The organism is Mycobacterium sp. E1715, assembly GCF_001667625.1.
GTDB lineage: Bacteria > Actinomycetota > Actinomycetes > Mycobacteriales > Mycobacteriaceae > Mycobacterium.
Window position 1 is genome coordinate 19808 of sequence record NZ_LZJJ01000119.1, and the last position, 12675, is coordinate 32482.

Here is a 12675-nt window from a genome sequence, read left to right on the forward strand (position 1 = left end):
ACGGCCCCGGCCGCCGCGGCTGACTTAGTCTCCCTTTCGGAGGCAGGACAATGGTTCTCAAGGTTGCGGTGCCCGCTGACCTGATCGGCGGCGACGTGGAGGCCGGCTACGGAAAGGTGGCCGACGCCTTTCGCGCGAGTTTCCGCGACGGCGCGGAGGTGGGCGCGGCCGTCGCCGTCTACCGCGACGGGGTCAAGGTCGTCGACCTGTGGGGCGGCTACCGCAACGGGTTGGCGAAACAACCGTGGCAGCCCGACACCATGGTCAACATGTTCTCCACGACCAAAGGTGTTGCCGCCCTGGTCGTGGCCGTCGCGGTTTCCCGCGGGCTCATCTCCTACGACGCCAAGGTCGCCGACTACTGGCCGGAGTTCGCGCAGGCGGGCAAGGGCGATGTGACCGTCCGCCAGCTCCTGGGGCACCAGGCCGGGGTCTGCGCGCTCAAGCCGAAGCCGACGCTGGCCGACGTAGCCGATCCGGCCAGGCTCTCGCCCATGCTGGCGGCCCAGGCACCGGCGTGGCGACCTGGTTCGCGGCACGGCTACCACGGGATCACGCTGGGCTGGTACGAATCCGAGCTGATCCGACGGACGGACCCGGCCGGCCGCACGCTGGGCCGTTTCATGGCCGACGAGATCGTCCGGCCGCTCGGGCTCGACCTCCACATCGGCCTGCCGGATTCGGTCGACCGCGAGCGGGTCGCGCACGTCCACCACTGGGTGCGCGCCGAATCGCTGCTGCACCTGAACGTGATGCCGCCCGGGTTCGTGGGCGCCTCGCTGAACCCCGTCGGACTGACGGCCCGCATGATCGCGGTGCCTCGCGGCGTCAACCCGTTCAACGGCGACTACAACCGCGAGGACGTTCGGGCGGTCGAGATCCCCTCCGCCAACGGCATCGGCACCGCCCGGGCGGTTGCGCGCATGTACGGGAGCGCGGCCACCGGGGGCGCCGAACTCGGCTTGGGCGGGGATACCGTCGAGGCGCTCGCGGCGCCGGCGCTCCCGCCCAGCCGGGGCATTCGCGACAAGGTGATGAACGTCGACGTGGCGTATTCCCTCGGTTTCTGTAAACCCGTGCCCCACTTCGAATTCGGATCATCGGGCAGGGCTTTCGGAACTCCGGGCTTCGGTGGGTCATTCGGCTGCGCCGACCCGGACACCGGCGTCGGGTTCGCCTACGTGATGAACCGGCTGGGGTTTCACCTCTGGAGCGACCCGCGCGAACTCGCGTTGCGGCAGGCGCTGTTTCGCGACGTCCTCGGCGTGCGACCGCAGACGTGACGACGACAGTGATGGCATCCTGGCCGTGTGGGTTTGCTCATCCGGCTGGCGGAGCTGTTGATCGTGGTCCTGCCCCTGGTGGGTGCCGCCGTCGCCGTGGCCCGCTCGTTCGGCGCCAACCGGCGCCGGGCCGAGCCACCGCCGGTCGCCGACCGGCCGGAGACGCCACCGGACACCGGCGACAACCACGTCGCCCAGTGGCGGTCGCTGCGCCGCGTCCTCGAAGAGCACAGCCGCACCGACACGCGATGGCTCGACTATGAACTCGACGTCGCCAAGCTCCTGGATTTCCCGCTCATGACCGACATGCGCGATCCGTTGACGGTCGCGTTCCACAAAGCCAAGCTGCGGGCCGATTTCCTGCGCCCCGGCAAAGCCGAAGATCTCCTCGACGACCGGGAGGCCGCCGCGCAATACCGGACCGCCGTCGAGGATTACGTGACCGCCTTCAACACCGCGGAGACGGAAGCGATGCGCAGGCGGCGCAGCGACTTCTCCCGCGCGGACCAGCAGCGAATTGCGCGCGCGCAGAACCTGCTGCGGGTCGCGTCGGACTCCGCCGCGGCACCGCAGGAACGCCGGCGCGCCTACGAGTTGGCGCGTCAGGAACTCGAAGGACTCGTCGTGTTGCCGGCCACCACCCAAGCCGGCATCGAACGCAGGGTCTTCGGGGAGCTGGAGGGATGACCACGGTGCCCGGCCCGCCGGTCGCCGAGCCCGGCGGCAGCCAACCCCTCGCGGGATTCGCGGTCACACCACCACCGCTTCGCGGCCCTGTCACGTTCGACCAGCGGTGGCGGGACCTGACGTTCATCCACTGGCCGGTCCGGCCCGCCACCGTCGAAACGATGTATCCGCCCGGCACCCGCCCCGACGTCTTCGCCGACGGGATGACCTACGTCGGGCTGGTTCCGTTCGTCATGGACAGCACCAAAGTCGGCTCCTCCCTTCCGCTTCCGTACTTCGGCCGCTTCCCGGAGACCAACGTACGGCTCTATTCCGTCGACGACTCCGGCCGGCACGGGGTGCTGTTCCGGTCGCTGGAAACGACGCGGCTGGCGGTCGTCCCGGTCGTCCGGGCCGGCCTCGGCGTGCCCTACACCTGGGCGAGGATGCGGACAAGCCGGCGCGGCGACCGCGTCACGTACCACAGCGTGCGCCGATGGCCGCGGCGCGGACTGCGCAGCCGCGTCGAGGTCACCGTCGGCGCCCCGGTGGACCCGACGCCGCTCGAGGTCTGGCTCACCGCCCGGTGGGGCGCACACACCCGCTGGGCCGGGCGAACCTGGTGGGTACCTAACGAACACGAACCCTGGCCGTTGTGCGCCGCCGAGGTCGTCGAGCTGGACGACGAGCTGGTGGCGGCCAGCATGGTGCGGCCCGCCGGCGAGCGCTTGCGCGCGCTGTTCTCGCCGGGTGTGCGAACCCGTTTCGGCCGCCGCGTCGTCGTCGCGTGACCTACGGGCAGGTGTACCCGCCGTCGATCACGAGGTCGGATCCGGTCATGTAGCTGGAGGCCTCGCCGGCCAGGTAAACGTAGAGGCCGGTGAGTTCCTCGGGGCGGCCGATCCGCCCGAGCGGAATCTTCGGCTCCCACAGCCGGTGATATTCCGTCATCGGCTCCACGAGCTCGGTGAGGATGTAGCCCGGGCTGACGCTGTTGACCCGGATGTTGTGCGGCGCCAACTCCACAGCCATCGCCTTGGCCAGGTGAATCACCGCCGCCTTCGACGTGCAGTAGTGGCCGACCTGCTGCGGGATGTTGATGATGTGGCCCGACATCGAGGCCGTGGTGATGATGCTGCCGCCCTGACCCTGTCGGACCATCGCCCTGGCGGCCGCCTGGGCAGTGAGGAAAACGCCGGTGACATTGGTGCTTTGGATGCGTTCGAACTCTTCCGGGGACATCTCCAGCACCGGTGTCACGGTGATGATGCCGGCGTTGCAAACGGCGACGTCGATCCCGCCCAGCTCCGCGGTCACCCGGTCCAGCAGCGCGGTCACCTGATCGGGCCGGGTCACGTCGCACGGGATGGGCACCACCCTGCCCTCGCCGTCCGCCGCGATCTCGCGGGCCACCTCGTCCAAAGCGTCGGCACGCCGCGCGGCGATGGCCACGTCGGCGCCGGCCTGCAGATAGGCCTGCGCCACTTTCTTGCCGATGCCGCTGGACGCCCCCGTCACCAACGCCCGTTTGCCGCGGAGATCAAACAACTTCAAGACGTTCATGCGAGATCCCTATCCAGACGAGCGACCTATAACCGAAACAAGTTCTAGTGTGTCCGCCATGGGCAAATTCACCAGGGCAGAAATCGAGCAAGCGGTCGAGAACTACACGCGGGTGGTGGAGGGGTGCAGCGCCTCGGGCGACTGGCGACCCTTCGCCGATCTCTTCACCGAGGATGTCGTCTACACCGAACATCACTACGGAGTGTTTCACGGCCGCGAGGCGGTGCGGGACTGGATCGTGGCCGTCATGGCGCCGTTCCCGCACATGCGATTTCCGTCCGACTGGACTGCCCACGACGAGGAGAACGACGCCGTCGTGGTGATGATCAAGAACCTGCTCGACCACCCGACGGATCCGAATGGTGAGCCGTTCTGGTTCCCGAACTGGACGCGGCTGGTCTACGCCGGAAACGGCCTGTTCTCCAGCGAGGAGGACATCTACAACCCGAACCGGGACGCGCCCGGCGTGGTGACGGCTTGGCTGCAGGCCGGGGGACAGCTCGCGTCAGACGAGATCCTCCAGCCAGGCTAGTGGCGGCCCGTCCCCCGCGAAGCCGGGGGACGTGTCGCCACCATCGGACTAACTCGTCACCGGCTGTCGCACCCGCCGCCGCGACCGAACGGCCGCCAGTGCCTGCTCCCACGCCAGCATCGTGGCGGCCTTCATGTTGGCCGGCTTCACACTCTCCCGGGACAGCAGCGCGGTGGCCGCCGCCTTGGTGGTCGCCGACGCCTTCGACAGATGGCCGGAGTCGAACGGCGGCTGCGGGTCGTATTCGATCGCCAGCTGGATCGCCTTGGCGCGGCCCTCGCCGCCGATCTCGGCGGCGAGCCACAGCGCCAGGTCGAGTCCCGCCGACACTCCCGCACACGTGACGACGTTGCCCTGGTGCACGATCCGTTCGTCGCCCACTGGCACCGCACCGAACGCCTTCAACGCCGGGACGGTCAGCCAGTGCGACGTCGCGCGGCGGCCCTCGAGGAGGCCGGCGGCCGCCAGGATGACCGACCCCGAGCACACCGACGTCATCCACGCAGCGCTTCGGTGCGCCCTGCGCAGCCAGTCCAGCAACGCCTCATCGCGCGCATGCACCGGCGTCGACGGGCCACCCGGCACGAGAACCACGTCGGGCGAAGGGGTTTCGGCCAGGGAGTGGGTGGCCCCGATGACCAGCACACCGGAGTCGGCGGTGATCGGCCCCGCCTCGTGCCAGACGAACCGCACTTCGGCGTCCGGCAGGTTGCGCAGCACCTCGTACGGGCCGATCATGTCGAGCGCGGTGAAGCCCGGATAGGTCACGATCGCGATTTGGGTCATGGGTGTCGTCCTTTCCTTTCAGGCGAAGGCCTTGCGGTATTGGTCCGGCGGAATGCCGACCCGGCGAAGGAAGTTGCGCCGCATGGTTTCCGCGGTGCCGAACCCGCAGCGGGTGGCGATCGCGACGACGGTGTCGTCGGTCTCCTCCAACTGCCGGCGCGCGGCTTCGGTGCGAATCCGCTCGACGTACTGGCCGGGCGCCTCGCCGACCTCGGCGGTGAACACGCGGGTGAAGTGCCGGGGGCTCATCGCCGCGCGACGGGCCAGCTCGTCGATGCTGTGCTCGCCGCCAGGCTCGGCCTCGATGGCCTCCTGCACGGTGCGGATCGAATTGCGTTTGGCCCGCGGCATCCATACCGGCGCCGCGAACTGCGTCTGCCCGCCGGGACGGCGCAGATACAGCACCAGCCAGCGCGCGACGGTCTGCGCGACCTCGGTGCCATGGTCGTCCTCCACCAGCGAGAGCGCCAGGTCGATGCCCGCGGTGACACCCGCTGCGGTCCACACGGTTTCCGAGCTGCGGACGAAGATCGGATCGGCGTCCACGTCGATCGCGGGGAACTCGCGGGCCAGCCGACCGGCGAAGGCCCAGTGCGTGGTCACCCGCTGCCCGTCCAGAAGCCCGGCCTCGGCCGCCAGGAACGCGCCCGTGCAGACCGTGACCACGCGGCGGGCGGTCGCGGCGACGGCCTTGATCCAGCCGATCAGCTCGGCGTCCGACCGCGCGGCGTCGACACCGCCGCCGCCGGGCAGCACCACCGTGTCGACGGGTTCGCCCGGGTCCGGCAGCGGCGCCGCGACGAAGGCCAGTCCCGTCGGGGTGGTGACGGCCTGACCGTCGATGGAGGCCAGTGCGACCTCGTACCCGCCCCCGGTGAGCAGCGACGCGCCGGTGAAGACCTCGTGCGGTCCCACCACGTCGAGCGCCTGTACGCCGGGAAAACCGGCGATGACCACCTTGCGAGTCATGCATCTAAGTGTTCGGCACACCCCGGGATGTCGTCTACGCCGCGCACCCCACCAATTAGGACACGGGACCTGACCCGTCGGGTCCGCGGCGGGCTTGGCAGACTGTGCGACATGGCACAGATAACGTTGCGTGGAAACCCGATCAACACCGTCGGCGAGCTGCCTACCGTCGGATCCCCGGCGCCGGCCTTCAACCTGACGGGCGGCGACCTGGCGGAGGTCAGTAGCGACCAGCTCGGCGGTAAGGCCTTGGTGCTCAACATCTTCCCGTCTGTGGACACCCCGGTCTGCGCGACCAGCGTCCGGACCTTCAACGAGCGCGCGGCCGCCAGCGGCGCCACGGTGGTGTGCGTGTCCAAAGACCTGCCGTTCGCGTTCGCCCGGTTCTGTGGGGCGGAGGGCATCGACAACGTGAAGACGGGTTCGGCGTTCCGCAGCAGCTTCGGCGAGGACTACGGCGTCACCATCAACGACGGCCCGATGGCCGGCCTGCTGGCGCGGGCCATCGTGGTGGTCGGCCCCGACGGCAAGGTCACCTACACCGAGTTGGTCCCGGAGATCGCCCAGGAGCCGGACTACGACGCGGCGCTGGCCGCGGCGGGCTGACCCAGCTAAGCCGTTCAGCGGCGGCCGTCCGCACCACTCGCCTGTTTGCGACGTGCTGACGTTCGCCGCGTTGAGCTGTCCCATCGTGCGGCTTCCGTGTTAGCCTGGCCGTTCCGCCGGACGGGCGGTGGAACGCTCGGCGGCAAAGGAGTACCGGCGGTGAATGGCGGCAAGTTCGGTGTTATCGCTGGGGTGCTGGTGGGCGTGGTGAGCCTGCAGCTCACCGGGTGCGGCACGAAAACGACGGTGAAACCCGACGGCGCGGCAAAATCCGTCGTCGACGTCGTCTCGAGCCAAACCGGATTCCACCCGGCCGACGTGAACTGTCCGTCGGGCGTCGAAGCCAAGGTCGGCCAGGAGTTCGACTGCCACTTCACCGGCCCGGAGGGCAAGCCCTACACCGCGCACATGCGCATCACCAAAGTCGAGGGCGAACAAGTCGTCTTCGACGTCAGGAGCCGCCCGAGCTAGGCCCCGGCTGCCCCAGCCGGCCCGCGGTGTCCGCCAGCACTTCGCGACACCCCACCCACATCCGCTCGATGATGTCGGCGGCCGGGGGGAGGTCCGAAATCCGTCCGGCGACCTGACCGGTGTTGGCGACACTGGCGTCCATGTCGCCGTCGAAGTAGAGCCGCTGCACCCGCTGCAGCGCCGCGGCGCCCTCGCCGGAAGACGTTGCGGCGTCGAGCCTCTCGGCGGCCGCCGTCCGGATGACGCGCATCATGCGTTTGCCGTCGAGGGGTAGTAGCACGGTGGCCGTCTCGTCGGCCGCGACGACCGCCCGCCTGAGGTTGGTGTGCACCGGGGAATCCGCCGAGGCGAGCAGCCGGGTGCCCATCTGCACGCCTTCGGCGCCCAGAACGAACGCGGCGGCCATCGAACGTGCGTCGCAGATCCCGCCCGCGGCCACGATCGGCACGTCGACGTGCGCCGCGACCAAAGGCAGCAGCACCATCGTCGACGCGCCGAATCGGTTCTTGAACCCGCCGCCCTCGACACCCTCGACCACCAGCCCGTCCACTCCGGCGTCGACGGCCTTGCGCGCCGCCGCGAGGGTGCCCACCACATGGAAGACGGTGATGCCGGCATCGTGGAGCCGGCCGGTGAACAGTCCCGGATCGCCCGCGGACGTGGTGACGAAGCGAATGTCGTTGTCCACCAGCAGATCCACGGTGGCCGGGTCGCGGTTCATGATCAGCGCGATGTTCGCGCCCACCGGCCGGTCGGTGAGGTCGCGCACGCGCCGCAGATCGGCTCGGCCCTGCTCGGAGGTGGTCTCGATGATGCCCAGCGCCCCGGCGTTGGACACCGCCGCGGCCAGCCGGGCGCCCGCGATGTACGTCATCGGCGCCTGGATGATCGGGATGTCGATCCGCGCCAACCCGCAGACCCGATTGGTCGTCGTGTTCATGTTCCCCTCGGATCGATGAGGTCACGGAAGCCGGCGGCGGGGTGCACGGACGCACCCAGGCTCAGCACGCGTTCGCTCAGCCCCTTGTCCGACGTCACCACGCGTACGTCGCGCGGACGGGGGTCGGCGCGGAGGCGACGGACGATTTCGTCGTCGGCCGAGTTGGCGGCCGCCCTGGGCGCGTAGGCGATCTCGACCACGGACGCGGGGATGGCCGTCGAGGGCGGCCGCTCGAACACGACCGTCACGTCGTCCCCCTGGGCGGCGGCCCAGCGGTCGAGGCTGTCGACCAACGCGGCCATGGCGCGGGCGCGGTCCTTCCACCAACCGTCCGGGCGGCTCCCGATCACGTTCATCCCGTCCACGATCCACCGCACGCTCCCTACGCTAGGGCGACCGATCGCGCGCGCTCGCGCTCACCCGCGAATTTCATTCTTTTCGACTCTGAGCGGTTGGTACGGTCACCAGGTGATGCCGTCGCGACGATGGGACAGGTGAATGACCTCGATAGCCGACACCGATGACCGGGTCGTCTCACTGGCCCGCGGCATGCGCGAGCTGGTGCTCGCCGAGGCCGCCGAATCCGAACGGGCGCGCACGCTGACCCCGGCGATCGTCGACGAGATGTGGGCGACCGGGCTGATGTCCGCGTTCAACCCGGCCGAGGCCGGCGGGGTCGAGCCCTCGTTCACCGAAATGATCGAGACGTGGATCGAAATGGCTTGGCAGGATGGCTCTTTCGGTTGGGTGGGCATCGCCAACCTGCCATCCTCGTTCGCCGCGGCGGCATACCTGCCCGACGAGGGCTTCGCCGAGGTGTTCACCGCACACGACAACCGTGTCACGATGGGCGGCCAGTTCTTTCCCAACGGGCAAGGGGCCGCCGTCGACGGCGGCTACCTGGTGAGCGGGTCGTGGAATTTCGGCTCGGGCATCGGGCACTCCCAGTACGTCGCCGCCGGGTTCCTCCCGATGGACGACGGCGAAATGCGCTGGATCAGTGAGGGCTTCCCCGAGATGCGGGTCGCGGTGATTCCCCGGGATCAGATCAGCTTCAACGACGGCTGGTTCGTGCAGGGACTCAAGGGGACTGGCTCATACGACTACAGCGCCCAAGAGGTGTTCGTCCCGGCGAGCCGCACCTTCGAGCTCTTCGTGCGTCAGCCGCACCGGGGGGCTTCGCCGGCCACCCGGATGGGGCTGATGCCGGTCACCGCAGCCGGTCACGCGTCCTGGGCGCTCGGCGTCGCCAAGAGCATGCTGGACGACGTTCAGGAACTGGCAGCGACGAAGTTCCGGATGAGCGACATGGCGTCGTTGGCCAGCCGCCCGACCTTCCAGAAAGGGCTGGCGCACCATCGCGCGGCCTGGCGCGCCGCGCGTCTGCTGGTGCTCGACGCGTTCACCACCGCCGAGGCCGCGGTCGCGGCGGGGGAGGACCTGACGCCCACCCTGCGCGCGGATATGCGGGTGGCGGCGGTCTTCGCGACCGACACGGCCCGCGGCTGCGCCGAGTGGGCGCACCTGGTCGCGGGCACCAGTTCGATCCGGGAGGGCAGCCGGCTCGAGCGGGCCTTCCGCGACATCTACACCGGCACGCAGCACGCCTTCATCAGCGAGAAGGTCGCCATCGACGTCGCGCAGATCTGGCTCGGCATCATCGAGGACCAGCCGGGGTTGTGACCCGCTGACGGTCCCGCCTACACCAGGCGTTCGCCCGGCTCGTCGCGCCGGCCGTCGTCCTCGGCGCCGGTCTGCGACGAGGCCAGACCCGGTCCGGCGGTGCTACCGGCCGACGCGCCCTGAGCCACCGAGCCGAGCGAACTCAGCGGGGCCGCGCCCGCGCCCAGCAAAGTCGACGCGGCGTTGGTCGCGCCGGGCATCGCCGCCACTGGGCTCGGCGTCACCGGCGGGGTGGTCGGCACCGTCGGTGACGGGTTGGCAACCGGCACTCCGGCGACCGGGCTGGCCAGCGGCGGCGTGCGGGGGACCGGGCCGCCGGCGACCGGCGCCTCTGCGCCCAGCAGTCCGCCGCCGGTCGGGCCGACGAAGGTCTGGCCGGCGATGCGGGCTCCGCTGACGTCCAACGCACCGGCCGCCTCGACGTCGACCTGGGTGTACATCCGGGCGATGTCGGTCAGGGCCACGCCGGTGCGGGCGACCTCCTCCTGAGCCGCGGTGTTCAACGTCAGCATCGCGGCGCCCTCCGCGGCGAACGCCGCCGCCGCCAGCGCCGAAACCTCGTCGGCCCCGGCGGGGACCAGCGCGGTCACCGGTGCCGACGCCGTCGCGCCGGAAGTCAAACCGCGGGTGGCGATGTCGACGACGTGCAACCCGATGGCACCGGCGGCCGGGTCATGGGACATCGATTCCATGTGCGTACTGCTCCTGTGCGGGCGTTCAGCGCCGGTACGTCAAAGGACCAGCTGAGCCGGGCGATGCAACAAGTCTAAGGGCGCCGGCGGGGTGCTGCCCACACTTTTCATCGGCCCGGCGATGGCCCCCATCCCGATGAACCCTGAAAGCCCGGGCGTTGTCGCAACGTCGCCTACTATCAGCGCATGCGCGGTTCGAAGATCCTGATCACCGGCCCGACCGGACAAATCGCAACCCCCATTGCGCGGGCGCTGGCGGTCGACAACGAGGTGTGGGGCATCGCCCGCTTCACCGACCCGGCCGCACGCGAAGGCCTGGAGAAAGCGGGCGTTCACTGCCAGACGGTCAACTTGGCCGCCGGCGACTTCACAGCTCTGCCAAGCGATTTCGAGTACGTCCTGAACCTCGCGGTGGCCAAGAGCGGGAACTGGGACAAGGATCTCGCGGCCAACGCGGAATCGGTCGGGCTGCTGATGGCGCACTGCCGCGGCGCGAAGGCCTTCCTGCACTGTTCCTCCGCCGCCGTCTACGACCCGCCGGACGAACTTCCCCGAAGCGAAAGCTCCGCCCTGGGCGACAACCACAAGTGCCTGTTTCCCACCTATTCCATCTCCAAGATCGCCGGGGAGGTCGTCGCCCGGTCTACGGCGCGGGTTCTTGGGTTGCCCACCACCATCGCCCGGCTCAACGTTCCCTATGGCGACAACGGCGGGTGGCCGTTCTACCACATGGAGATGATGCTGGCGGGCATCCCGATCCCGGTCCCCCCTGGTGAATCGGCGCAGTACAACCCTATTCACGAGGACGACATCATCGCGACCATCCCGAAGTTGCTCGAGGTGGCGTCGGTCCCGGCCACGACGGTCAACTGGTGTGGCGACCAGACGGTCAGCATTCAACAGTGGTGTGGCCACCTGGGCTCACTGGTCGGCAAGGAGCCGGTATTCGAGGTGAGCGCGCAGGCGCTGCGCGGCAATCCCACCACCAGTGACCGGATGCACGAACTCATCGGGGGCACGACGGTCGACTGGCGGGACGGGCTGCGCCGCATGGCCGCCAAGTTCCATCCGGAGTTGGTCGGCGCTTAGGGGCGGACAGGTGCGCCCAGGATCCGACCACGCGCGGCTGCGGACGCTCGCGCTGCTCAGGCGCGTCCGTGACCGGATCGACAGGGAGTACGCGCGCCCGCTCGACGTGGAGGCGCTCGCCCGCGAGGTGCACATGTCCGCCGGCCACCTGAGCCGCGAATTCCGCCGGGCTTACGGCGAGTCGCCGTACTCCTATCTGATGACCCGTCGCATCGAGCGCGCGATGGCGCTACTGCGCCGCGGCGACCTGAGCGTCACCGACGTGTGCTTCGCCGTCGGTTGCTCCTCGCTCGGCACCTTCAGCACGCGCTTCACCGAATTGGTCGGCGTGCCGCCGAGCACCTACCGGCGCCGGGCGGTGGACGCGCTGGCCGGAATGCCGCCGTGCGTGGCCAGACAGGTGACCAGACCGGTCAGGAATCGAGAAGCACCGGTCACTGGGCCGCACCTAGCCTGACCCCATGGACATCACGATTCACTCGAGCTTCCTGCCGCACGACGACCCGGAATCCTCGCTCGCGTTCTATCGCGACACGCTCGGCTTCGAGGTCCGCCTCGACGTCGGCAAGGGCAAGATGCGCTGGATCACCGTGGGCCCCCCGAACCAGCCCGACACTTCGATCGTCCTGAACCCACCGGCCGCCAACCCGGGCATCACCGAAGACGAACGGCGCACGATCGCCGAGATGATGGCCAAGGGCAGCTACGCCACGTTGCTGTTGGCCACCAAAGACCTCGACCGCACCTTCGAACGGTTGCAGGCCGACGACGTCGACATCGTCCAGGAGCCGACAGACCAACCGTACGGACTCCGTGACTGCGCGGTGCGCGACCCCGCCGGCAACTTGATCCGTATCCAACAACTGCGCTAGCCGCCGGATACCGACTTCGCCTCGACGCGGGAAAGCCCCGAACCGCATCAGGATTCGGGGCTTTCCTCAGCTCACGGCCGCGGTCATGATCCCTTGGAGTAGCGGGTCAGGAACCCAAAGGCCGCCACCGCCGAGACCGTGCCGATCACGCCCCACAGCACCAGTTGGAAGACCATCGACCCGAAGAGCCAGCCGAAGGTCATCCCGATGTAGAGGGCCCAGATGAGCCGGTACGCGCTCCATAGCGCGACCGCGCCGGCGCTGAGTCCGATGTAGAGGCTGCGCTGCCGGTCGACCCGATTGATCTGGTCTTCGATGCTGGCCGGGACGATCTTCATTTCTGACTTCCTTTCGTGAGGCGGCGCCGGAGTGGCGTCGTCGTTGCGTCAAGTACAAATCGCGGCGCGGGCTACCGATCCCAACGTTGTCCGCACGACGGAGGCACGGGCGCACGCCCATCTCGTGGTGAAAGACGAGGGCGGGTCGGCGTCGCGCTCGGGCGGACCCGCCGTGCGGCACCATG

Annotated in this window: 17 protein-coding genes; 10 read left to right on the plus strand and 7 right to left on the minus strand. The window is 69.3% G+C overall.

Features of this window, described 5'->3' with window-relative positions:
* The first annotated feature begins 50 nt into the window (after nucleotides 1–50).
* The 3 genes from A9X03_RS06320 to A9X03_RS06330 are packed head-to-tail and all read left to right on the plus strand — an operon-like array spanning nucleotide 51 to nucleotide 2740.
* Entirely contained in the window at nucleotides 51–1283 is a 1233-nt protein-coding gene (locus tag A9X03_RS06320) for a serine hydrolase domain-containing protein (RefSeq protein WP_067750518.1), read from the plus strand.
* 27 nt (nucleotides 1284–1310) lie between these two features.
* Nucleotides 1311–1970 (plus strand): hypothetical protein, encoded by a 660-nt coding sequence (locus A9X03_RS06325; protein ID WP_067750521.1) that lies wholly within the window; start codon nucleotides 1311–1313, stop codon nucleotides 1968–1970.
* Nucleotides 1967–2740 carry a YqjF family protein gene (locus A9X03_RS06330; protein WP_068260176.1) on the plus strand — a complete coding sequence of 258 codons (774 nt, stop codon included), beginning with the start codon at nucleotides 1967–1969 and terminating at the stop codon, nucleotides 2738–2740. Before A9X03_RS06325 ends, A9X03_RS06330 begins: the two co-directional genes overlap by 4 nt.
* A gap of 1 nt (nucleotide 2741) precedes the next feature.
* Here the strand turns inward: A9X03_RS06330 and A9X03_RS06335 are convergent, their stop codons facing one another.
* Complete coding sequence (locus A9X03_RS06335; RefSeq protein ID WP_068260179.1) at nucleotides 2742–3512, minus strand: SDR family oxidoreductase; 771 nt, start codon at nucleotides 3510–3512, stop codon at nucleotides 2742–2744.
* 58 nt (nucleotides 3513–3570) lie between these two features.
* Here A9X03_RS06335 and A9X03_RS06340 point away from each other — a divergent pair, with 58 nt between their 5' ends.
* Nucleotides 3571–4044: a nuclear transport factor 2 family protein gene (locus tag A9X03_RS06340; RefSeq protein WP_068260183.1), complete on the plus strand. Its 474-nt coding sequence runs from the start codon at nucleotides 3571–3573 to the stop codon at nucleotides 4042–4044.
* 48 nt (nucleotides 4045–4092) lie between these two features.
* Here the strand turns inward: A9X03_RS06340 and A9X03_RS06345 are convergent, their stop codons facing one another.
* Together A9X03_RS06345 and A9X03_RS06350 are read right to left on the minus strand one after the other, a co-directional pair.
* A complete protein-coding gene (locus tag A9X03_RS06345) occupies nucleotides 4093–4830 on the minus strand; it encodes a DJ-1/PfpI family protein (protein WP_067750539.1) in 738 nt (245 codons plus the stop codon).
* A gap of 18 nt (nucleotides 4831–4848) precedes the next feature.
* Nucleotides 4849–5799 carry a GlxA family transcriptional regulator gene (locus A9X03_RS06350; protein WP_067750544.1) on the minus strand — a complete coding sequence of 317 codons (951 nt, stop codon included), beginning with the start codon at nucleotides 5797–5799 and terminating at the stop codon, nucleotides 4849–4851.
* Between the two features lie 111 nt (nucleotides 5800–5910).
* Here A9X03_RS06350 and tpx point away from each other — a divergent pair, with 111 nt between their 5' ends.
* Both tpx and A9X03_RS06360 read left to right on the plus strand, forming a co-directional pair.
* Nucleotides 5911–6405: a thiol peroxidase gene (tpx, locus tag A9X03_RS06355; RefSeq protein ID WP_067750551.1), complete on the plus strand. Its 495-nt coding sequence runs from the start codon at nucleotides 5911–5913 to the stop codon at nucleotides 6403–6405.
* Between the two features lie 159 nt (nucleotides 6406–6564).
* Complete coding sequence (locus A9X03_RS06360) at nucleotides 6565–6876, plus strand: DUF4333 domain-containing protein (RefSeq protein WP_231969120.1); 312 nt, start codon at nucleotides 6565–6567, stop codon at nucleotides 6874–6876.
* Here the strand turns inward: A9X03_RS06360 and A9X03_RS06365 are convergent.
* Nucleotides 6857–7816: a nitronate monooxygenase family protein gene (locus A9X03_RS06365; protein WP_068260187.1), complete on the minus strand. Its 960-nt coding sequence runs from the start codon at nucleotides 7814–7816 to the stop codon at nucleotides 6857–6859. The genes A9X03_RS06360 and A9X03_RS06365 overlap by 20 nt on opposite strands.
* Nucleotides 7813–8193: an NYN domain-containing protein gene (locus tag A9X03_RS06370; protein WP_067889646.1), complete on the minus strand. Its 381-nt coding sequence runs from the start codon at nucleotides 8191–8193 to the stop codon at nucleotides 7813–7815. The genes A9X03_RS06365 and A9X03_RS06370 overlap by 4 nt, the downstream gene beginning before the upstream one ends.
* Nucleotides 8194–8314: 121 nt before the next feature.
* Here A9X03_RS06370 and A9X03_RS06375 point away from each other — a divergent pair, with 121 nt between their 5' ends.
* A complete protein-coding gene (locus A9X03_RS06375) occupies nucleotides 8315–9499 on the plus strand; it encodes an acyl-CoA dehydrogenase family protein (RefSeq protein ID WP_067889649.1) in 1185 nt (394 codons plus the stop codon).
* 17 nt (nucleotides 9500–9516) lie between these two features.
* Here A9X03_RS06375 and A9X03_RS30670 read toward each other — a convergent pair whose 3' ends face one another.
* Nucleotides 9517–10191: a PE domain-containing protein gene (locus tag A9X03_RS30670; protein WP_067750573.1), complete on the minus strand. Its 675-nt coding sequence runs from the start codon at nucleotides 10189–10191 to the stop codon at nucleotides 9517–9519.
* Nucleotides 10192–10377: 186 nt separating this feature from the next.
* Here A9X03_RS30670 and A9X03_RS06385 point away from each other — a divergent pair, with 186 nt between their 5' ends.
* The 3 genes from A9X03_RS06385 to A9X03_RS06395 are packed head-to-tail and all read left to right on the plus strand — an operon-like array spanning nucleotide 10378 to nucleotide 12152.
* Nucleotides 10378–11280, plus strand: a complete 903-nt coding sequence (locus A9X03_RS06385) for an NAD(P)-dependent oxidoreductase (protein WP_067889651.1) — start codon at nucleotides 10378–10380, stop codon at nucleotides 11278–11280.
* A 10-nt stretch (nucleotides 11281–11290) separates the two neighbouring features.
* Nucleotides 11291–11737 (plus strand): helix-turn-helix transcriptional regulator, encoded by a 447-nt coding sequence (locus A9X03_RS06390; protein ID WP_067750579.1) that lies wholly within the window; start codon nucleotides 11291–11293, stop codon nucleotides 11735–11737.
* A 4-nt stretch (nucleotides 11738–11741) separates the two neighbouring features.
* Nucleotides 11742–12152, plus strand: coding sequence for a VOC family protein (locus A9X03_RS06395; RefSeq protein WP_067781499.1), 411 nt, complete (start codon nucleotides 11742–11744; stop codon nucleotides 12150–12152).
* Between the two features lie 83 nt (nucleotides 12153–12235).
* Here A9X03_RS06395 and A9X03_RS06400 read toward each other — a convergent pair whose 3' ends face one another.
* On the minus strand, nucleotides 12236–12490 hold the full coding sequence (locus A9X03_RS06400) for a hypothetical protein (RefSeq protein WP_067750584.1): 255 nt from the start codon (nucleotides 12488–12490) through the stop codon (nucleotides 12236–12238).
* Nucleotides 12491–12675 lie beyond the last annotated feature (185 nt).

Excerpts from the sequence above, each read along its gene's own strand:
- A9X03_RS06320 (WP_067750518.1), top strand. The coding sequence starts at position 51 with ATGGTTCTCAAGGTTGCGGTGCCCGCTGACCTGATCGGCGGCGACGTG.
- A9X03_RS06330 (WP_068260176.1), top strand. The coding sequence starts at position 1,967 with ATGACCACGGTGCCCGGCCCGCCGGTCGCCGAGCCCGGCGGCAGCCAA.
- A9X03_RS06335 (WP_068260179.1), bottom strand. The coding sequence starts at position 3,512 with ATGAACGTCTTGAAGTTGTTTGATCTCCGCGGCAAACGGGCGTTGGTG.
- A9X03_RS06340 (WP_068260183.1), top strand. The coding sequence starts at position 3,571 with ATGGGCAAATTCACCAGGGCAGAAATCGAGCAAGCGGTCGAGAACTAC.
- A9X03_RS06345 (WP_067750539.1), bottom strand. The coding sequence starts at position 4,830 with ATGACCCAAATCGCGATCGTGACCTATCCGGGCTTCACCGCGCTCGAC.
- A9X03_RS06350 (WP_067750544.1), bottom strand. The coding sequence starts at position 5,799 with ATGACTCGCAAGGTGGTCATCGCCGGTTTTCCCGGCGTACAGGCGCTC.
- tpx (WP_067750551.1), top strand. The coding sequence starts at position 5,911 with ATGGCACAGATAACGTTGCGTGGAAACCCGATCAACACCGTCGGCGAG.
- A9X03_RS06365 (WP_068260187.1), bottom strand. The coding sequence starts at position 7,816 with ATGAACACGACGACCAATCGGGTCTGCGGGTTGGCGCGGATCGACATC.
- A9X03_RS06375 (WP_067889649.1), top strand. The coding sequence starts at position 8,315 with ATGACCTCGATAGCCGACACCGATGACCGGGTCGTCTCACTGGCCCGC.
- A9X03_RS30670 (WP_067750573.1), bottom strand. The coding sequence starts at position 10,191 with ATGGAATCGATGTCCCATGACCCGGCCGCCGGTGCCATCGGGTTGCAC.
- A9X03_RS06385 (WP_067889651.1), top strand. The coding sequence starts at position 10,378 with ATGCGCGGTTCGAAGATCCTGATCACCGGCCCGACCGGACAAATCGCA.
- A9X03_RS06395 (WP_067781499.1), top strand. The coding sequence starts at position 11,742 with ATGGACATCACGATTCACTCGAGCTTCCTGCCGCACGACGACCCGGAA.
- A9X03_RS06400 (WP_067750584.1), bottom strand. The coding sequence starts at position 12,490 with ATGAAGATCGTCCCGGCCAGCATCGAAGACCAGATCAATCGGGTCGAC.